Genomic DNA, 19,916 nt, shown 5'->3' on the forward strand with positions numbered 1-19,916 from the left:
CCAGACGGGCCGGGCGGTCAGACGCGGTCGATGTGCACATTGGTGGCCTTCACCCTGGCCACGGCCTCCATGCCGACGACGAGCCCCAGCTCCTCCACGGCCTCGCGCGTCAGGAGCGAGACGAGGCGGTGCGGTCCGGCCTGGACCTCGACCTGCGCGGCGACGTCGCCGAGCTTGACGGCGGTGATGATGCCGGGAAAGGCGTTACGGGCGGTGGTGTACGTCCCGTCGTCGCCCTCGGCGCTGTGCGTTTGCGCTTCGGCGGCGAGCGCGACGGAGAAGGCGGCGAGGTCGGGGCCGTCGATGATCCGCTTGCCCGCGTCGTCCCTCCGGGTGGGAATCCGCCCGGCGTCGGCCCAGCGCCGGACGGTATCGGAACTGACGCCGAGGAGCCGGGCCGCCCGCCCGATGGTGTATGACCGCATACGCGGCACGGTATGGCCATGCAGCCCGCAGATGCAAGGTGGTTTTTGTCGTTTGCCTGGCAGATGCGGTGCCCTGGCCTGGGCGGGTTGGCGTTGTCCGTGCCCTCGGGCCCCGCGTCGGCTGCGGTACGTGTGCCCTCAATCGCCGGGCGGGCTTGATCGGGCGGCTGTGGCCTGGGCCCGGCCACACGGCACGGGCGGCGACCTGGGGCTGTGGCCCCGGCAGTGGGCGGGCGCGCCTGGCCCTGCGCAGGGCCAGCGGCCGGGGCTGGCTCACAGGAGTCGGGGGTCAGGGCCAGGGGCAGAGGTCTCGCCTGGCTCGGCGGGCGCGGCGGCGCGACGCAGTCGGTGCGCGCCGTACCCCCCGCCCGCAGGGCGCCCGTGGGGGTCGCGGCCTGTACGCGCCCGTAGGACGAAGCCCTCCGGCGTGACGCCCCGCATCCGCCCGTAGGGCGACCGTCGATGTGCCGGCCCGCACCCGACCAGCAGGCCGGCACTCCGTGGCCGGGGCCGACGCTCAAGGCCGGGGGCCAACCCCCAAGGGCGTCTCTCCCGCCCGCCCGCAGGGTGCGCAAGCACCCCGCCGCCAACGCGACGGGCCCCGCCCGCAGGGCGCCAACGCCGTCGGGGTCGCGGCCTGCACGCGCCCGTAGGACGAAGCCCTCCGGCGTGGTGGCCCGCGACCGCCCGCAGGGTGCAAACGCCCCGCCATCGGCGTGACAGCCCCCGCCCGCCGGGCGCCGGCGACCCCGCCCGCAGGGCGACCCCTGGGTGGCCGGGCCGCACTCGGCCAACAGGCCGCCACCCCCCGTGGCAGGGGCAGCAGCCTGCTAAATCGCTCCCTTGCGGGTCAGATGCGAGAACGACACCCACCCCGGCAGCACCGGCAGCCACAGCGTCATCAAGCGGAACAGCAGTACCGCCGGGGCCGCCTGTTCCGCCGGGAGGCCGGCGAAGGTCAGGGCGCCGGTGAGGGCGAATTCCACCGCGCCGACGCCGCCGGGGGTCGGGGCCGCCGAGCCCAGGGCGTTGGCCGTCAGGAAGACCACCGCGATGCTCGCGTAGCTCAGCTCGCCGCCGAAGGCGCGGATCGAGGCGTCCAGGCACATCACGTTCGCCGCCGTCAGCAGCAGCATGCCGCCGATGCCGGAGGCGAGCTTCTGCGGGCGCTGGAGCACGTCCAGCATGCGCGGTACGACGCCCGCGAACAGCGACCGCACCCGCGTCGCCACGAACTTCCGCAGCACCGGGATCGCGGCCACGACGAGCACCAGCACCGCCGCCGTCAGCAGCCCGCCGATGACCGTCCGGGAGGGGCCGATCGACGAGCTCCGCTCGGTGCCGGTCACATAGCCGAAGGACAGCAGCAGCATGATGTGGCAGGCCAGGCCGAAGAGCTGGGACGCGCCGACGCTCGCCACGGCCAGGCCCGGGCGGACGCCCGCGCGCTGCAGGAAGCGGGTGTTCAGGGCCACGCCGCCGACCGCCGCCGGGGCGACGAGCTTCACGAAGGAGCCCGCGACCTGCGCGAGGACCGTCCGCCCGAACTTCACCTTCTCCGGGACGAAGCCCAGCAGGCTCAGCGCCGCGGCGACGTAGGTGAGGGCCTGGAAGCCCACCGCGACCGCCACCCACGCCCAGTTGGCCTTGTCGACGAGATCGCCGAACTGGATGTGCGTGAGCTGGGAGAGCAGGAAGTACGCGGCGAACGCGCCCGCCACGAAGGTGACCAGGGTGCGCGGCTTGATCCGCTCCAGGCGCACGGGCTCTATCGGCGCCTGCGGCCGGATCAGCAGCACCTGTTGGCGGATCTGCGCGAGCAGGTCCTCCTCGCGGGCCTCCTCCAGCGCCTCGCCGATCGCCTTCTTCTCCGCCTGCCGCTCGGCCTTGAGCGCCTTGCGGCCCGCGCTCTCGGACTCGGCGGGCTCGGCCTCGGCCCCGTTCGCGGCGTTCTCCTTGGCGGCGCGCGCCGCCTCCAGGACCTTCTCGCGTTCCCGCTGGGCGCGCTCGCGCGCCAGCTGCCGCAAGGTGGCGCGGCTGACGCGGGTGAGGGCGAGCGGCTGGAGCAGCGGCAGGCTGTTCGCGACGGCGTCCGGCCCGAGGACGGCCACGCCCGCGGCCACCGCCCGCTCGGCGCCGACCCGCAGGCCGAGCGTGACGAGCAGCTGTGCCACGTCCATCCGCAGCACCACGTCGCCGGCGGCGATCTCGCCGCCGCGCAGGTCGGTCAGGACGACGTTGCCGGAACGATCCACCAGCAGGGCGTCACCGTCCAGGCGCCGGTGCGCGATCCGCCTCGACTGCAGCGCCCGGACCTGACGCCAGGCCCCGGCCATCAGTTCGTCGGTGATCTCCTCGGCCGGGATGGCGTCGAGGGTGCGGCCGCCGATGTGCTCGTAGACGAGCATCACGGCGTCCGGGCCGAGTTCGGAGGTGGCGATGAGCTTGGGGGCGTTGGCGCCGGCGGCGATGGCCGCGTAGGCGAGCAGCGCCTCCTGTTCGAGGGCCTGGCGCAGGGTCTGGAGGCTGCGGCGCTGGTTGATGCCGCGCACCGCGAGCCGCCGCCACAGGCGGTAGAAGAAGCCCTGCGCCTGCTGCTCGCGGTCGACGACCGTGACGTCGAGGGGCGGGCCGTCCTCCAGGGTGACGATGTAGCGGCGCCCCCGGTCGTGGTGGCGGTCCGGCTCGGTGTCCGCCGGGTCCTCCGAGCGCAGCGCGGTGACCGGCTTGAAGCCGACGCGGCGCAGCCCGGCGAGGAGGTTCTGGCCGGTGGGGCGGACGTTCGGTGAGCCGACGGCGTAGAGCGTGCCGTAGGCGACGGTCCAGCCGATCAGCACGGTGGTGACGATCGAGAACGGCGTGGTGTAGCCGTTGACCAGCACCGCGAAGGCGTCCAGCAGCAGCACGGCCCACATCGCGACCCGCCAGCGCGGCCGGCGGGACATCCCGACGGCCGTCATATAGGCGATCACGGGGGCCAGATAGCCGTGCACGGGGTCGGTGAGGCCGCCGGTGGGGGCGGCGCGGGTGAGGGCCGCGCGGATGGTCTCCGGGGCGGTCTCGGCGACCCACAGGTCGGTCGCGAGGGAGACGCCGTGCGCGAGGACGGCCGCGAGGACGCCGTCGGCGATGCGCAGTCCGTCCCGTTTGATGAGTCGTTCGATGGCGAAGGCCACCGGGACGATGAAGATGGCGATGTTGGCGGCGAGCCCCGCGAAGTTCGCCAGCAGCTGCGGTGCCCGGCCCGTGCTGTCGCCGATGTCCTTCGACAGGCCGGCGGTGGTGCCGTGGGCGAAGGCGGCGAGGGCGAGCACCAGGGCGATGCCGAGGATGCCGAGGAAGAGCCGGACCAGGTCGGCGGGCCGGTGCACACGGGCGGGCAGCAGCGGTTCGTCGCCGGAGACCTGGTCGATGTGCGCCTCGCAGCCGCGGCCGGTCTCGCCGCTCTCGCAGCCGTAGGGGCCGGAGGGCGGCGTTTTGCCGAGGCTCACGCCGGGGCGGTCACCCGGGTCGCCGCCGTGGCGGGGCAGCTCTTTGGGGGCGCGGGCCCCCTCGGGAGGCTGCGCGCCCTGCTCGTCCGTCTCTTCTTGGTCTCGTATCACCAGTTCACCGCCCGGAAGATGGTGGCATGACCCCGCCGGGCAAGGGGGCATCAGGGTGCATTTCGGGGGCGCGGACTCCGGATCGTACGCCCTGTAGTGCAAAGACGCACTCTCGGTGATCTTGTGGGGTCCGCGCAAGAGGGCCCCGGCGTTGTCGGTGCGGTGCGGCAGTATGGACCGGATGAGCGAGGACGTGACGACGGACCACGGGCCGGCCGCCGGGCTTCCCGAGTACGCGGAGCGGGTGCTGGCCGTCGCCGAGCTGATCCCGCCCGGCCGGGTGATGACCTACGGGGACGTCGCCGAGTGGCTCGGGGAGGGCGGGCCCCGGCAGGTGGGGCGTGTCATGGCGCTCTACGGCGGGCCGGTGCCCTGGTGGCGGGTGGTCCGCGCGGACGGCGCGCTGCTGCCCGGCCACGAGCTGCGCGCCCTGGACCACTACCGCGACGAAGGCACCCCGCTGCGGGAGGCCGGCCGCGGCGCCGACGGCCATCTGCCCCGGCTCGACATGCGACGGGCCCGCTGGGACGGCACCGGCGCCGACGACGCCGCGCCGGGTGTGAATCCGCACACCTGACGGCCCCGCCCGTCCGGGCACCGCCCGACCCCGCCGGAGCCCGTGACGCCTGGGCGTAATCCGAACGGATGAGGTGGCTGCGGCGGCTCGGCGGCACCCGGGACGCCCTGCGCCCGGGGTGCCTCCTGGCGTAGCGTCGGGGGCCGCCCTCCGTCGTCTGCCCCGCCTCACCCCCAGGCCGCTTCCCGGCCCGTACGGCCGTACGTCACCCCGCACCTCCACCAGGACCGGCAACCCACGTGAGCTCCTCCGTATCGTCCCGCCCGCCGCAGCAGCAGCTGAGACGGCCCTCTTCGCGCGCGTACCGCCTCGTGCGCACCCGGCCGGGCCCGGTGGGCCCTCCTGAGCTGGACGCACGACAGCGCGCCGTGGTTGACCACCGGGACGGGCCGCTGCTGGTGCTCGCCGGACCGGGCACGGGCAAGACGACGACGCTCGTCGAGGCGGTCGCCGAGCGGGTGCGGCGGGGCACCGACCCCGAGCGGATCCTCGTCCTCACCTTCAGCCGCAAGGCCGCGGTCGAACTCCGGGACCGGATGGCCGCCCGGCTGGGCGCCGCCCACGGCCTGCGGGCCACGACCTTCCACTCGTACTGCTACGCCCTGGTCCGCGCCCACCAGGACGTCGACCTCTTCATCGACCCCCTGCGGCTGCTGTCCGGACCCGAGCAGGACGTCGTCGTGCGCGAGCTGCTCGCCGGACAGGCCGAGCTGGAGCGCGCCGGGCGCGAGGCGGTGCGCTGGCCCGACGAGCTTCGCGCGTGCCTGACCACGCGCGGCTTCGCCGACGAGGTCCGCGCCGTCCTCGCGCGCAGCCGCGAGCTGGGACTCGGCCCCGGGGCCCTCGGCGCCTTCGCCGCCCGCACCGGCCGCCCCGACTGGCGGGCCGCCGCGTCCTTCCTCGCCGAGTACCTCGACGTGCTCGACATGCGCGGAGTGCTCGACTACGCCGAACTCGTGCACCGGGCCGTGCTGCTCGCGGAGCAGCCCGACGTCGCCGCCGAGCTGGCCCTGCGCTACGACGCGGTCTTCGTCGACGAGTACCAGGACACCGACGCCGCCCAGGTGCGCCTGCTGCGCGCGCTCGCGGGCGGCGGGCGCACCCTGGTCGCCTTCGGCGACCCCGACCAGTCGATCTACGCCTTCCGGGGCGCCGACGTGAACGGCATCCTCGACTTCCCCGACGCCTTCCCCCGCCGGGACGGCTCCGCCGCCCCGGTCGAGGTCCTCACCGTCTCCCGCCGCTCCGGCGCCGCCCTCCTCGCCGCGACCCGGCTGCTCACCCGCCGGATGCCGCTGACCCGCCTGCCGGCCCGGGCCGTGCGCGCCCACCGGGAGCTGACGGCCGTCCGCGAGGGCGGCCGGGTGGAGGCGTACACCTACCCGACGCCGGGCGCGGAGGTCGACAACATCGCCGACATCCTGCGCCGCGCCCACCTGGAGGACGGCGTCCCCTGGCACGACATGGCCGTCCTCGTCCGCGCGGGGGCCCGCTCCATACCGGGCCTGCGCCGCGCCCTGACCTCGGCGGGCGTCCCCGTGGAGGTCGACGGCGACGACCTGCCGCTGCGCCACGAACCCGCGGTCTCCCCGCTGCTGACGGCCCTGCGCGCGGTCGCCGAACCCTCGGGCCCGTCCGGTGCCTCCCACACCTCCCGCCGGCCGGCCCGGCTCGATCCCGAGACGGCGCTCACCCTGCTCACCTCGCCGCTCGGCGGCATGGACGCCGCGGACCTGCGCAGGCTGGGCCGCGCCCTGCGGGACGAGGAACGCGCCGCGGGCCATGCCGTGCCGCGCCCCTCGGACGTCCTCCTCGCGGAGGCGCTCGCGGAACCGGAGCGTCTCGTGGCGCACGACCCGTCCTACGCGCGGGGCGCGCAGCGCCTGGGCGCGCTCCTGCGCACCGCCCGTGAGCTCCTCGAAGGCGGCGGCACCGCCGAAGAGGCGCTCTGGGCGCTGTGGAACGGCACCACCTGGCCGGAGCGGCTGGAGCGGGCCGCCCGGCGCGGCGGGGCCGGTGGGCGGAACGCGGACCGCGACCTGGACGCGGTGTGCGCGCTGTTCGAGACGGCTGCCCGCGCGGAGGAGCGCACCGGCGGCCGGGGCGCCCTGAACTTCCTGGACGAGCTCGACGCCCAGGACATCGCCGCCGACACCCTCACCCGCCGCGCCCTGCGGCCCGACGCCGTACGCCTGATGACCGCGCACCGCTCCAAGGGCCTGGAGTGGCGGGTGGTCGTCGTCGCCGGGGTCCAGGAAGGCCTCTGGCCGGACCTGCGGCGCCGGGGCTCGCTCCTGGAGGCCGACCGCATCGGACGCGACGGCCTCGCCGAGCCGCTCAGCCCCGGCGCGCTGCTCGCCGAGGAGCGCCGCCTGTTCTACGTGGCCGCCACGCGTGCGCGCGAGCGCGTGGTCGTCACCGCCGTCAAGGCGGCCGCCGAGGACGGTGACCAGCCCTCCCGGTTCCTGGCCGAGCTGGGCACCGAGCCCGTCGACGTCACCCAGCGCCCGCGCCGCCCCCTGGCCGTCGCCGCGCTCGTCGCCGAACTGCGCGCCACCACCGTCGACCCCGACGCCTCGGACGCCCTGCGGGCCGCGGCGGCCGAGCGGCTCGCCCGGCTCGCGGCGCTGAGCGACGACGAGGGCCAGCCCCTCGTCCCCGCCGCCCACCCCTACCGCTGGTGGGGCCTGGACGAGCCGACGCACAGCGAGGCACCGCTGCGCGACCGGGAACACCCCGTCGCCCTGTCCGGCTCCGCCCTCGACCAACTGGCCAACACCTGCTCGCTCCAGTGGTTCCTCGGCCGCGAGGTGAAGGCGGACGCCCCCGCCACCGCCGCCCAGGGCTTCGGCAACGTCGTGCACGTCCTGGCCGACGAGGTCGCCTCCGGGCGCACCCCGGCCGACCTCGACGTCCTCATGGAACGCCTCGACTCCGTGTGGGACGCGCTGGCCTTCGACGCGCCCTGGAAGTCGACGCAGGAGAAGGAGAACGCCCGCGCCGCCCTGGAACGCTTCCTGCGCTGGCACGTGATGGAGCGCGGCGGCCGCACCCCCGTCGCCACCGAGCACTCCTTCGACGTCACCCTGAAGGCCACCGGGGACTACCGGGTGCGCGTCCGGGGCTCCATGGACCGGGTGGAGACGGACGCGCACGGCCGCGCCTACGTCGTCGACTTCAAGACCGGCAAGGGCGCGGTCTCCACGAACGACGTGGCCCGCCACCCCCAGCTCGCCGTCTACCAGCTCGCGGTCGAGCAGGGCGCCGTCGACGACCTCTTCGACGGGGTGCGCCCGACGGCGGGCGGCGCGGAACTCGTACAGCTGCGGCAGGGGGCCGCGAAGAAGGAAGGCGGCGACGCCCTGCCCAAGGTGCAGGCGCAGGACCCGCTGGGGGAGGGCGAGTGGATCAGCGGTCTCCTCGCCGAGGCGGCCGGCCGGGTCCTGGAGGAGCGCTTCGCCCCCCGCCCGGGCCGGCACTGCACCCACTGCTCCTTCCGCGCCTCCTGCACGGCCCGGCCGGAGGGCCGCCAGATCGTCGAGTGAGGTCCGGCACGTGCGGCCGGTGAGGACGGTCCAGCGCGGGGGCGAGGGCCCTGACCTGCGGAGTTCAAGGATGTCAGTGCGGGCCGTTAGCGTTTTCGTGTGACCCCGCGCCTGACCGACCCCGAGCAGCTCAAGGAGCTGCTCGGCATTCCGTTCACCCCGGAGCAGACGGCCTGCATCACCGCGCCGCCCGCCCCGCAGGTCATCGTGGCCGGAGCCGGTTCGGGCAAGACCACCGTCATGGCCGCCCGCGTGGTCTGGCTCGTCGGCACCGGACAGGTCGCACCCGAGCAGGTCCTCGGCCTCACCTTCACCAACAAGGCGGCGGGCGAGCTGTCCGAGCGGGTGCGCAAGGCCCTCGTCGAGGCGGGCGTCACCGACCCGGAGCCGAGCGACCCCGACCGGGCGCCCGGCGACCCGCAGATCTCCACCTACCACGCCTTCGCCGGCCGGCTCCTGAAGGAGCACGGCCTGCGCATCGGCCTGGAGCCCAGCTCCCGGCTGCTCGCCGACGCCACCCGCTTCCAGCTCGCCGCCCGCGTGCTGCGCACCTCACCCGGCCCGTACCCCGCGCTCACCCGCTCCTTCGGCGATCTCGTCTCCGACCTCCTCGCCCTCGACGGCGAACTCGCCGAGCACCTCGTACGCCCCGAGAAGCTCCGGGCGTACGACACCGAGCTGCTGACCGCCCTCGAGAGCGCCAAGCTCTCCAACGCCGAGCTGCGCCAGGTGCCCGGAACCGCCCGCGCCCGCCTCGAACTCCTCGGCCTGGTGGCCGCCTACCGCAAGGAGAAGCGGGCCCGCGACCTCCTCGACTTCGGCGACCAGATCGCCCTGTCAGCCGAGCTGGCCGGCACCCGGCCGGAGGTCGGCCGGATCCTGCGCGAGCAGTTCGCGGTCGTCCTCCTCGACGAGTACCAGGACACCTCCGTGGCCCAGCGGCTGCTGCTCGCGGGCCTGTTCGGCGGGGGCACGGGGCACGCCGTCACCGCCGTCGGCGACCCCTGCCAGGCCATCTACGGCTGGCGCGGGGCCTCCGTGGCCAACCTCGACGACTTCCCGCACCACTTCCCCTACGCCGACGGGCGCCCCGCCCAGCGCTTCGCGCTCAGCGAGAACCGCCGCAGCGGCGGCCGGCTCCTGGAGCTGGCCAACGGCCTGGCCGCCCCGCTGCGGGAGCGCCACGAAGGAGTCGAGGCCCTGCGGCCCGCCCCCGGCGCCGAGCGCGACGGCGTGGTGCGCTGCGCCCTGCTGCCCACCCACGCCGAGGAGCTGGACTGGCTCGCGGACTCCCTCGCCCATCTGGTGCGCACGGGCACCCGGCCCGGTGACATCGCGGTGCTGTGCCGCACCGCCGTCGACTTCGCGCAGATCCAGGGTGCCCTCGTCGAGCGGGACGTGCCCGTGGAGGTCGTCGGCCTGTCCGGGCTGCTGCACCTGCCGGAGATCGCCGACCTCGTCGCCGTCTGCGAGGTGCTCCAGGACCCCACGGCCAACGCCGCGCTCGTCCGGCTCCTGGTCGGCCCCCGCTGGCGCATCGGCCCCCGTGACCTGGCGCTGCTCGGGCGCCGCGCGCGGACGCTCGTGCCCTACGGCAGCGCGGGCTCGGACCCCGACCGGCGCCTCGCCGAGGCGGTCGAAGGCGTCGACCCGGCCGAGGCCGTATCGCTCGCCGACGCCCTCGACACCTTCCTGACCGCCGGCCCGGACGACGGACTGCCGTTCTCCGCCGCGGCCCGCGTCCGCTTCGCCCGGCTCGCCAGAGAACTGCGCGAGCTGCGGCGCTCCCTGGCCGACCCGCTCATGGACGTCCTCCACCGGGTGCTCGCCACCACCGGCCTGGAGGTCGAGCTCTCCGCGTCGCCGCAGGCGCTGGCCGCCCGCCGCCGCGAGACGCTCTCCTCGTTCCTGGACATCGCCGCGGGCTTCGCCGCCGTCGACGGCGAGGCCACCCTGCTCGCCTTCCTCGGCTTCCTGCGCACCGCCGCCCAGTACGAGAAGGGCCTCGACAGCTCCCTGCCCGGCGGGGAGAACACCGTCAAGGTCCTCACCGCCCACAAGTCCAAGGGCCTGGAGTGGGACGTGGTCGCGGTCCCCGGCCTCGTCACGAAGACCTTCCCCAGCGAGCAGTCCCGCGAGTCCTGGACGGCCCAGGCGAAGGTGCTGCCGCACGCGCTGCGGGGCGACGCGGACACCCTCCCCGACGTCGGCGCCTGGGACGCCAAGGGGCTCGCCGCCTTCAAGGCGGCCATGAAGGAACACCAGCGCATCGAGGAGCTCCGCCTCGGCTACGTCACCTTCACCCGGCCCCGGTCGCTGCTCCTGGCCTCCGGCCACTGGTGGGGACCGAGCCAGAAGAAGCCGCGCGGCCCGTCCGCCTTCCTCGAAGCCCTGCGCGAGCACTGCGAGTCGGGCCACGGCGAGATCGAGGCCTGGGCACAGGAACCGGAGGAGGGCGAGGAGAACCCGGCCCTGGAGGAGTCGGCCGCGGAGCGCTCCTGGCCGCTGCCCCTGGACTCCGCGTCCCTCGCCCGCCGCCGCACCGCCGCGGACGCGGTCCTCGCCCACCTCGCCCGCCTGGCGGACCACCCGGAGGACCACCCCGCCGCGGCCGTCCACGACGCCCCGCACCCGGCCACCACCGCCCACGACCCCGACTGGCCACCGCCGCCGGAGGACGAGCCCTTCGACGAGGCCGCTTTCGACGAGGTTCTTGACGACGACCTCGCGGCCTGGGACACGCTGCCCACCACGCGCCCGGCGGCGGCCGACGAGCCGTCCGGCGCCGAAGGCTCCGAGGACCCGGCCGCGCACGGCGTGCTGCCCGGACCCCGGCGGGCACCGGGCGGCCCCGACCACGCCGCCTCCCGCCCCGACCCGGCCGGGGGCCGCCCCCACCCGGAGCCGGACGGTGACGCCGGCGAAGATGACGCCGGTGAAGAGACGCCCAGCCGCGGCGGACCGCCGCGGCTGCTGCCCGAGGAAGCCCGGCTCGTCGGCTCCTGGGACCGCGACCTGGACGCGCTCGCGGGCGAGCTGCGGCGGGCCCGCGCGAGCGTGCGGGACGTGGTCGTGCCGTCGTCGCTGAGCGCCTCGCAGCTGGTCAGGCTGGCCGCCGACCCGGACGGGTTCGCGCGGGAGCTGGCCCGCCCCATGCCGCGCCCGCCGCAGCCCGCCGCGCGCCGCGGCACCCGCTTCCACGCCTGGGTGGAGTCCCGCTTCGAGGAGCTGCCGCTCCCGCTGCTCGGCCCCGAGGAGCTGCCGGGCGGCGCCGACGACGAGGACGCCGACGGCCTCGCCCCGGAGATCGCTGACGAGCGCGACCTCGCCGAGCTCAAGGAGGCCTTCGAGCGCACCGCCTACGCCCGGCGCACCCCCTACCGCGTGGAGGTGCCCGTGCAGCTCACCCTCGCGGGCCGAGTGATCCGCGGGCGGATTGACGCGGTGTACCGCGAGCGCGGCCCGCAGGGCGACACCTACGAGATCGTCGACTGGAAGACGAACCGCGACCACGACGCCGACCCCCTCCAGCTCGCGATCTACCGCCTCGCCTGGGCCGAACAGCACGGCCTGCCGCTGTCCGCCGTCGCCGCCGCCTTCGTGTACGTCCGCGACGGCGAGACGCACCGCCCCGCGGGACTCCCGGACCGCGCGGGCCTGGAGCGGCTCCTCCTCGGGGAGGACGGGTGAGAAACCCGGTCATGGCCACACCGCGTGGCCGGTTAGGCTCGATGCCATGAGCTACACCCCGGACAGCGCCGTCCGCGCGTACATCGAAGGCCACCGCGCCGCCTTCCTCGACGATCTCGTCGAATGGCTCCGCATCCCCTCGGTGTCGGCCGACCCCGGCCGTGCCGCCGACGTCCGCCGCAGCGCGGACTGGCTGGCCGCGAAGCTCACCGAGACCGGCTTCCCCACCGCCGAGGTCTGGGAGACCGACGGCGCCCCGGCGGTCTACGCCGAGTGGCCCTCCGGTGACGAGGGCGCCCCGACGGTCCTGGTCTACGGCCACCACGACGTCCAGCCCGCCGCCGTCGAGGACGGCTGGCACACCGAGCCCTTCGAGCCCGTCGTCAAGGACGGCAGGCTGTACGCGCGCGGCGCCGCCGACGACAAGGGCCAGGTCTTCTTCCACACCCTGGGCGTCCGCGCCCACCTGGCGGCGACCGGCCGCACCGCACCGGCCGTCAACCTCAAGCTGCTGATCGAGGGTGAGGAGGAGTCGGGTTCGGCGCACTTCCCCGACCTCGTCCGCGCCCACGCGGACCGCCTCGCCTGCGACGCCGTGATCGTCTCCGACACCGGCATGTGGTCCGAGGACACCCCGACCGTCTGCACCGGCATGCGCGGCCTCACGGACTGCCAGATCGACCTCTTCGGCCCGGACCAGGACATCCACTCCGGTTCCTTCGGCGGCGCCGTGCCCAACCCGGCGACCGAGGCCGCCCGGCTGGTCGCCGCCCTGCACGACGAGGACCGCCGCGTGGCGATCCCCGGCTTCTACGACGGTGTCGTGGAGCTCACCGACCGCGAGCGCGAACTCTTCGCCGAGCTGCCCTTCGACGAGAAGCAGTGGCTGCGCACCGCCCACTCGCACGGCGCCCTCGGCGAGAGCGGCTACACCACGCTGGAGCGCATCTGGGCCCGGCCCACCGCCGAGGTCAACGGCATCGGCGGTGGCTACCAGGGCCCCGGCGGCAAGACGATCGTGCCGTCCGCCGCACAGCTCAAGCTGTCCTTCCGACTGGTCGCCGGCCAGGACGGAGACCGCGTCCAGCAGGCCGTGCGCGACTGGGTCACCGGCCGGCTGCCGGAGGGCATCCGGCACGAGATCACCTTCTGGGGCGCGACCCGCCCCTGCCTGACCCCGCTCGACCACCCGGCTCTGCAGTCGGTCGCCCGCGCCATGGGCCGCGCCTTCGGGCAGCAGGTCCGTTTCACGCGCGAGGGCGGCTCCGGACCGGCCGCCGACCTCCAGGACGTGCTCGGCGTCCCGGTGCTGTTCCTCGGCATCTCGGTGCCCTCGGACGGCTGGCACGCGCCGAACGAGAAGGTCGAGCTGGACCTGCTCATGAAGGGCGTCGAGACCGCCGCCTACCTGTGGGGCGACCTCGCCGAGCACGGGCGCGCGCGGTAGCTCCGGCTTTCGCTCGCGTCCGTGATGCACACCACCATTCGTAGGGGGAGTTGGAAGCAGCAGTGACCACCTGGACCGATCTCTCAGCCGTCCGGCCCATCACGCTCAGTGGCGCGAGCGGCATCGACCGTGCCGCGCACCACCGTCTGGACGAGGCGTGGCTCTCCGCCGCGTGGAGCCACCCGTCCACACGGGTCTTCGTGGTCTCCGGCGGCCAGGTCCTGATCGACGACACCCCGGACGGCCGCACCGAGCTGGTGATGACCCCGGCCTTCGAGGCGCCGGTCACCGAGACGCACCGCTACTTCCTCGGCCAGGACGAGAAGGGCGTGGCCTACTTCGCCCTGCAGAAGGACACCCTGCCGGGCCGGATGGACCAGTCGGCGCGCGCCGCGGGGCTCCGCGAGGCGGGCCTGCTGCTGTCGCAGCGCGACGCCGGGCTGCTGGTGCACGCGGTGGCCCTGGAGAACTGGCAGCGGCTGCACCGCTTCTGCTCGCGCTGCGGCGAGCGCACGGTCGTCGCGGCCGCGGGCCACATCCGCCGCTGCCCGGCCTGTGGCGCCGAGCACTACCCGCGCACCGACCCGGCCGTGATCATGCTGGTCACGGACAAGGAGGACAGGGCGCTGCTGGGCCGGCAGATGCACTGGCCCGAGGGCCGCTTCTCGACCCTCGCGGGCTTCGTCGAGCCGGGCGAGTCCATCGAGGAGGCCGTGCGCCGCGAGGTCGCCGAGGAGGCGGGCGTGGTGGTCGGTGACGTGGAGTACGTCGCCAGCCAGCCGTGGCCCTTCCCGTCCAGCCTGATGCTGGGCTTCATGGCCCGGGCCACGTCCTCCGACATCCAGGTGGACGGCGAGGAGATCCACGAGGCCCGCTGGTTCTCACGGGCGGACCTGCGGGCCGCGTTCGAGTCCGGGGAGGTGCTCCCTCCGACGGGCATCTCGATCGCGGCCCGCCTGATCGAGCTCTGGTACGGCGAACCGCTGCCGCAGGGCCAGAGCTGGAGCTGACGCGCGGGGCGTCAGACCGCGAGGGCCTGCTTCACCTGGGCGAGGCTCGGGTTCGTCATGACGATGTGATCGCCACCGTTCGGGGGAACGACCAGAACGGTGGGGACCGTCTGGTTGCCGCCGTTCGCCTTCTCCACGAAGGCCGCCGAGTCGGCGTCGAGCTCGATGTTGACCTCGTTGTAGGTGATCCCCTCGCGGTCCATCTGGCTCTTCAGCCGGCGGCAGTAGCCGCACCAGGTGGTGCTGTACATCGTCACGGTGCCCGACATTCGACCTCGCGCTCCTTCGTTCATGGGTGCTTTTCCGGTGGTAGAACGCGCACCTACCCCCGACCATTCCCGGCATTAGTACGACTGCCAGGTCACGCCTGTGGACAACATTCCCGGTCGCCTCCGCCGACCTGGCAGCATGGCGGGGTGACAGCAGCAACGCACTCCTCTCTCTTCCCGCAGGTCCCTGACTCTGCCGACGCGGTGCTCGACGGGCTCGACCCCGAGCAGCGCGAGGTGGCCACGGCCCTGAGCGGACCGGTGTGCGTGCTGGCCGGAGCCGGTACGGGCAAGACCCGGGCGATCACCCATCGCATCGCTTACGGCGTCCGCTCCGGGCTGCTCCAGCCGTCGAGTGTGCTCGCGGTCACCTTCACCAACCGCGCGGCGGGCGAGATGCGCGGCCGGCTGCGCCAGCTCGGCGCGGGCGGTGTCCAGGCCCGCACCTTCCACTCCGCCGCCCTGCGGCAGCTCCAGTACTTCTGGCCGAAGGCCGTCGGTGGTGAGGTGCCCCGCCTCGTCGAGCGCAAGATCCAGCTCGTGGCGGAGTCCGCCGCCCGCTGCCGGGTCCGCCTCGACCGCAATGAGCTGCGTGATGTGACGGGCGAGATCGAGTGGTCGAAGGTCACCCAGACCGTCCCCGAGGACTATCCGGCCGCCGCCGCCAAGACCGGCCGCGAGGCCCCCCGCGATCCCGCCGAGATCGCCCGGATCTACGGGATGTACGAGCAGCTCAAGCGCGACCGCGGAGTGATCGACTTCGAGGACGTGCTGCTGCTGACCGTCGGCGTCCTCCAGGACCGGCACGACATCGCCGAGACGGTCCGCCGCCAGTACCAGCACTTCGTCGTCGACGAGTACCAGGACGTGAGCCCGCTCCAGCAGCGGCTCCTGGAGCTGTGGCTCGGGGACCGGGACAATCTGTGCGTCGTCGGCGACGCCAGCCAGACCATCTACTCCTTCACCGGCGCCACCCCGGACTATCTGCTCGACTTCCGCGTCCGCCACCCGCAGGCCACGGTCGTGAAGCTGATCCGCGACTACCGCTCCACCCCCCAGGTGGTGCGCCTGGCCAACGGCCTGCTGGCCCAGGCCCGCGGCCGGGCCGCCGAGCACCGCTTGGAGCTGGTCTCCCAGCGCGAGTCCGGCCCCGAGCCCCACTACTGCGCCTACGGGGACGAGCCGGCCGAGGCCGAGGGCACCGCCCGCCGGGTCCGGGACCTGATCGACTCCGGGGTGCCCGCGAGCGAGATCGCGATCCTCTACCGCATCAACGCCCAGTCCGAGGTCTACGAGCAGGCCCTCGCCGACGCCGGGGTGCCCTATCAGCTGCGCGGCGCCGAGCGGTTCTTCGAGCGGCCCGAGGTGCGCGAGGCCGGGCTGCTGCTGCGCGGCGCGGCCCGCGCAGGCGGTGCGGACGCACAGATCGCCGACGCCGATGACGTGCCCTCCCAGGTGCGCGCCGTGCTCGGCACCCGTGGATGGACGGCCGAGCCGCCCGCCGGGTCGGGCGCGGTCCGCGACCGCTGGGAGTCCCTCGCGGCCCTGGTGCGGCTCGCCGAGGACTTCGTGCGGGCCAAGCCGGCCGCCACCCTCGCCGATCTCGTGGCCGAGCTGGACGAGCGGGCCTCCGCCCAGCACGCGCCGACCGTGGAAGGTGTGACTCTCGCCTCACTTCACGCGGCCAAGGGCCTGGAGTGGGACGCCGTCTTCCTGGTCGGGCTCACCGAAGGCATGATGCCGATCACTTACGCCAAGACCGATGAGCAGGTCGAGGAGGAGCGTCGGCTCCTCTATGTCGGCGTCACCCGGGCCCGCCGTCACCTCTCCCTCTCCTGGGCGCTCTCCCGCGCCCCCGGCGGCCGTGCGTCCCGGCGCCCCAGCCGCTTCCTGAACGGGCTGCGGCCGGGCTCCGCCGCACCCCGCCCGGGAGCGGCCGGCGCAGCGGCGGGCCAGGGGGGTGTGGAGCGCGGCGCCGCCGCCCGGCGGAAGCGACGCGGACCGGCCCTGTGCCGGGTCTGCGGGCGGACGTTGACGGATGCGGGCGAGATCAAACTGATGCGCTGCGAGGACTGTCCCTCGGAGCTCGACGAGGCGCTCTACGAGCGGCTGCGCGACTGGCGGGCCGGACAGGCCGAGCTGCTGGGCCAGCCTGCCTACTGCGTCTTCACCGACAAGACACTTCTCGCGATCGCCGAGGCCGTTCCGGGAACCGAATCGGAGCTTTCCTGCATCTCAGGTGTCGGAGGACGGAAGCTCGACAAGTTCGGTGCCGATGTCCTGGCTCTCTGCTCCGGCCGTGAGCCGATGTCGTCGGACGCGCCTTCGGACGCGACCGAAGACTCTCCCGAAAAATAGTTTGCGCGCGCGGACGGCATACCCATAGCCTTCCGAGCAGGGAAACCGCGGTTCTTCCAAGAGTCGCTGGTTCCGTGCTGTACTGAACTGTCCCGGACCGGGTTTTCACCGGTCCCCCGAGACGCCGAGAGGAGGCGGAGACCAATGATCAGCTTCATGAGCTTCAACAAAATGACCGATCGCTCGGTCGTCGCCACCTGCCCGCTCGGCGGTTCCCTCCGGGGCACCGGTCTGCCCTTCGGCGGCGCGGAACTCATCGTCATTGAGGAGCGACCGAGCAAGGCGTCTGCGATGAAGGCAGCGGGGACGGCACAGGCCCAGGCCTATGCCCCCGTAGCGACGATCAATGGCGCCGGATCCCTGAACGCGCAGCAGTACCAGCACCACACGATGTGGGCCTTCCGTGGGCTCGAACCCTGGAGAGATCCAGCCTGATCGGCATGATCAGGTCGGCACCTTCCAGGGCCGCGGAACCCACACCGGGATCCGCGGCCCTTTTGTTTGCCCCGAACCGGGGCGCCAGCCCGGCTACCAGCCGGAACAACAGACGAGGAAACAACCCCGTGCAACTCAAGGCACACACCCCGTCAGTAGCGACCGACCTGATCCCCCCGCCTGTCCCCACGGAGGACACCTTGACTCCCCTCACCGCCCTCACCGAGCTCGACGACGCCATCGAGAACCTCGGCGTCCCGGTCCCGTGCCGCAGCTATGACCCCGAGGTCTTCTTCGCCGAGACCCCGGCCGACGTCGAGTACGCCAAGTCGCTCTGCCAGACCTGCCCGCTGCGCGAGGCCTGTCTGGCCGGCGCCAAGGACCGCCGTGAGCCGTGGGGCGTCTGGGGCGGCGAGCTGTTCGTCCAGGGCGTGGTCGTGGCCCGCAAGCGTCCGCGTGGCCGTCCGCGCAAGAACCCGGTCGCCGCATGAACACCCTCCTCGGCACCATCGACCGCCCCACCACGCACGACCCCAAGAAGCAGGATCCGACGATGCAGCGCCCGTCCCACGAGCCGGCCGGCTCGAAGACCCCCACCCGTGACACCTCCAGCGCGACCGCTTCGCGCCAGAACAGGAACCTCGAAATGCAACTCATCCCAGAAGCCCTGGCCCGTGCTCATATGCATGAACGCCTCCGGGAGGCCGAGGCCGAACGCGGTGCCGTTCGCCTGGTCGCCGCCCGACGGATGCAGCGGCGCGCCGAGCGCGCCTCGCTGCGCGCCCGCCGGGCCCTCGCCATGGCCGTCATGCACTGACCGGAAGCCCGGTCGGCGGTAAGAGCGGCGGCAGTGGCCGCTATACCACGAGACACCCGCGGGGCCGGTCCATTCGGACCGGCCCCGCGCTGCGTTGGGTGCGTTGAGCCCTCGCGGCCTCTTCGCGGGGATATCGTCTGGGAGGTGGACCAGCAGAACACGCATGAATCAGTGCAGTCGGACCCTGAGGCCACCGAGAAAGCCGTGTGCGCCCGCTGTGGTACCACCGCCGACGGTACGCCGCCGACCTGGACCTGCTCCGTCGAGAACGGCCGCCGCAGCTATCTCTGCGACGACTGCGCTCGCGCCAACATCAGATCGATCGAGAGCCGTCTCGACTCCTCCTGGTGGTGACCCCCGCCCCGGCCCGGCCCGTCAGACGGGCGCTTCCCGGCTCTCGTCGGCTGCCGCGAAGCCGGGCACCCACGCCTCCATCTCCTCCCGCAGTCGCACGGTCGCACCCAGCTGACACAGCACTCCGATCGTGCTCATCGTCACCCGGTGTATCAACAGATACGCCGGGGGCAGATTGAGCTGCCGGGCCAGTTGGTACGCGGGGGAGCGGTGATCGGCGATCCGGGCCGCCTGGGCGCGCAGCCAGCTCCGGGTGAAGGTGAACTCCTCCGCCTGGGCGGGCTCGATGATCGGCAGCAGATAGTCCAGCACCGCGCCGGGCTCCAGCTCGATCTCCGGCTTGACGAACCCCTCCTCCCGCAGCAGCTCGTGGACCGCTTCCGCCTCGCCGTCCAGCGTCAGCCGCAGCGCGGTGCCGATCTCGACCGGCAGCCCCTGCGGCAGCCGGTCCACGGTGCCGAAGTCCAGCACGCCCAGCCGCCATTTCTCCGGCGGGCCGTCCGGGTGGTCCCCGGTGATCAGACGGAAGTTGCCCGGGTGCGGATCGGCGTGCAGCAGCCCCGTCCGGGCGGCGCCAGAGAAGAGGAACCGCGCCAGCAGCTGGCCCGCCCGGTCCCGCTGCTCCGGAGTGCCGTCCGCTATCACCTCGGACAGCGGCACCCCCTCCAGCCACTCCGTCACCAGCACTTGGTCGCTCTGGTGCACCACGGCCGGCACCGTCACATCCGGGTCGCCCGCGAACTCCGTCGCGTGCGCGTCCTGGGCGCGGGCCTCCAGCTCGTAATCCAGCTCCTCGGACACCCGGTCGCGCAGCTCGGAGATGAGGGGCTTGAGGTCCATGCCGGGGATCAACGGCCCCAGCAGCCGGGCGAAGCGACCCAGTTGCGTCAGATCGGAGAGCAGCGCCTCGCCCGCCCCTGGGTACTGCACCTTGACCGCGACCTCGCGCCCGTCGTGCCAGACCGCGCGGTGCACCTGCCCGATCGACGCCGCCGCCGCGGGCCGGTCGTCGAACTCCTCGAACAGATCCCGCCAGTCCTCGCCGAGCCGCTCCGCCAGGGCCGCGTGCACCGACTTCGCCGGCAGCGGGGGCGCGGCCTCCTGGAGCTTGGTGAGCGCCGCCCGGTAGGGCCCGGCGATCTGCTCGGGGAGCGCCGACTCGAAGACGGACAGGGCCTGACCCAGCTTCATCGCACCCCCCTTCAGCTGACCGAGGGTCGCGAAGAGCTGTTCGGCCGTGCGCTGTTGCAACTCCGCCGCGATCAGCTCCGCGGGCCGGCCGCCGATGCGTTTCCCGAGTCCGAGCGCCGTGCGCCCCGCGAACCCCAGTGGCAGCGCGGCCAACTTGGCGGTACGGGTGACCGCCTTGCGGGGTAGATCAGACATG

14 protein-coding genes are annotated in these 19,916 nt (G+C 73.8%); 10 read left to right on the plus strand and 4 right to left on the minus strand.

The window, feature by feature from the left end; translation table 11 throughout:
- Window positions 1-17 precede the first annotated feature (17 nt).
- Window positions 18-425, minus strand: a complete 408-nt coding sequence (locus tag JO379_RS22515; protein ID WP_130879777.1) for a TOBE domain-containing protein — start codon at window positions 423-425, stop codon at window positions 18-20.
- 830 nt (window positions 426-1,255) lie between these two features.
- On the minus strand, window positions 1,256-4,027 hold the full coding sequence (locus tag JO379_RS22520) for a lysylphosphatidylglycerol synthase transmembrane domain-containing protein (protein ID WP_209516654.1): 2,772 nt from the start codon (window positions 4,025-4,027) through the stop codon (window positions 1,256-1,258).
- Window positions 4,028-4,208: 181 nt separating this feature from the next.
- On the opposite strand from JO379_RS22520, the gene JO379_RS22525 reads away from it, so the two are divergent.
- From JO379_RS22525 to nudC, 5 genes are all read left to right on the plus strand, one after another.
- Window positions 4,209-4,604: an MGMT family protein gene (locus JO379_RS22525; RefSeq protein WP_209516657.1), complete on the plus strand. Its 396-nt coding sequence runs from the start codon at window positions 4,209-4,211 to the stop codon at window positions 4,602-4,604.
- Between the two features lie 239 nt (window positions 4,605-4,843).
- Window positions 4,844-8,149 (plus strand): ATP-dependent helicase, encoded by a 3,306-nt coding sequence (locus JO379_RS22530; protein WP_209516660.1) that lies wholly within the window; start codon window positions 4,844-4,846, stop codon window positions 8,147-8,149.
- A gap of 99 nt (window positions 8,150-8,248) precedes the next feature.
- On the plus strand, window positions 8,249-11,839 hold the full coding sequence (locus tag JO379_RS22535) for a UvrD-helicase domain-containing protein (RefSeq protein WP_209516663.1): 3,591 nt from the start codon (window positions 8,249-8,251) through the stop codon (window positions 11,837-11,839).
- 46 nt (window positions 11,840-11,885) lie between these two features.
- Window positions 11,886-13,286, plus strand: a complete 1,401-nt coding sequence (locus tag JO379_RS22540) for a dipeptidase (RefSeq protein ID WP_209516666.1) — start codon at window positions 11,886-11,888, stop codon at window positions 13,284-13,286.
- A gap of 62 nt (window positions 13,287-13,348) precedes the next feature.
- Complete coding sequence (nudC, locus tag JO379_RS22545; protein ID WP_130879782.1) at window positions 13,349-14,296, plus strand: NAD(+) diphosphatase; 948 nt, start codon at window positions 13,349-13,351, stop codon at window positions 14,294-14,296.
- Between the two features lie 11 nt (window positions 14,297-14,307).
- On the opposite strand, the gene JO379_RS22550 is transcribed toward nudC, so the two are convergent.
- Entirely contained in the window at window positions 14,308-14,565 is a 258-nt protein-coding gene (locus JO379_RS22550) for a glutaredoxin family protein (protein ID WP_130879783.1), read from the minus strand.
- A 147-nt stretch (window positions 14,566-14,712) separates the two neighbouring features.
- On the opposite strand from JO379_RS22550, the gene JO379_RS22555 reads away from it, so the two are divergent.
- From JO379_RS22555 to JO379_RS22575, 5 genes are all read left to right on the plus strand, one after another.
- Entirely contained in the window at window positions 14,713-16,923 is a 2,211-nt protein-coding gene (locus JO379_RS22555) for an ATP-dependent DNA helicase UvrD2 (protein ID WP_209516669.1), read from the plus strand.
- Window positions 16,924-17,067: 144 nt separating this feature from the next.
- Window positions 17,068-17,358 (plus strand): hypothetical protein, encoded by a 291-nt coding sequence (locus JO379_RS22560; RefSeq protein ID WP_209516670.1) that lies wholly within the window; start codon window positions 17,068-17,070, stop codon window positions 17,356-17,358.
- A 128-nt stretch (window positions 17,359-17,486) separates the two neighbouring features.
- Window positions 17,487-17,849 carry a WhiB family transcriptional regulator gene (locus tag JO379_RS22565; protein WP_130879785.1) on the plus strand — a complete coding sequence of 121 codons (363 nt, stop codon included), beginning with the start codon at window positions 17,487-17,489 and terminating at the stop codon, window positions 17,847-17,849.
- Complete coding sequence (locus JO379_RS22570) at window positions 17,846-18,175, plus strand: putative WhiB-interacting protein (protein ID WP_130879786.1); 330 nt, start codon at window positions 17,846-17,848, stop codon at window positions 18,173-18,175. The genes JO379_RS22565 and JO379_RS22570 overlap by 4 nt, the downstream gene beginning before the upstream one ends.
- Window positions 18,176-18,319: 144 nt before the next feature.
- Window positions 18,320-18,529 (plus strand): hypothetical protein, encoded by a 210-nt coding sequence (locus JO379_RS22575; RefSeq protein WP_245382758.1) that lies wholly within the window; start codon window positions 18,320-18,322, stop codon window positions 18,527-18,529.
- Between the two features lie 21 nt (window positions 18,530-18,550).
- Here JO379_RS22575 and JO379_RS22580 read toward each other — a convergent pair whose 3' ends face one another.
- Window positions 18,551-19,915, minus strand: a complete 1,365-nt coding sequence (locus JO379_RS22580; RefSeq protein WP_209516672.1) for an ABC1 kinase family protein — start codon at window positions 19,913-19,915, stop codon at window positions 18,551-18,553.
- Between the last annotated feature and the right edge of the window lies 1 nt (window position 19,916).

Source organism: Streptomyces syringium, from assembly GCF_017876625.1.
Lineage (GTDB): Bacteria > Actinomycetota > Actinomycetes > Streptomycetales > Streptomycetaceae > Streptomyces > Streptomyces syringius.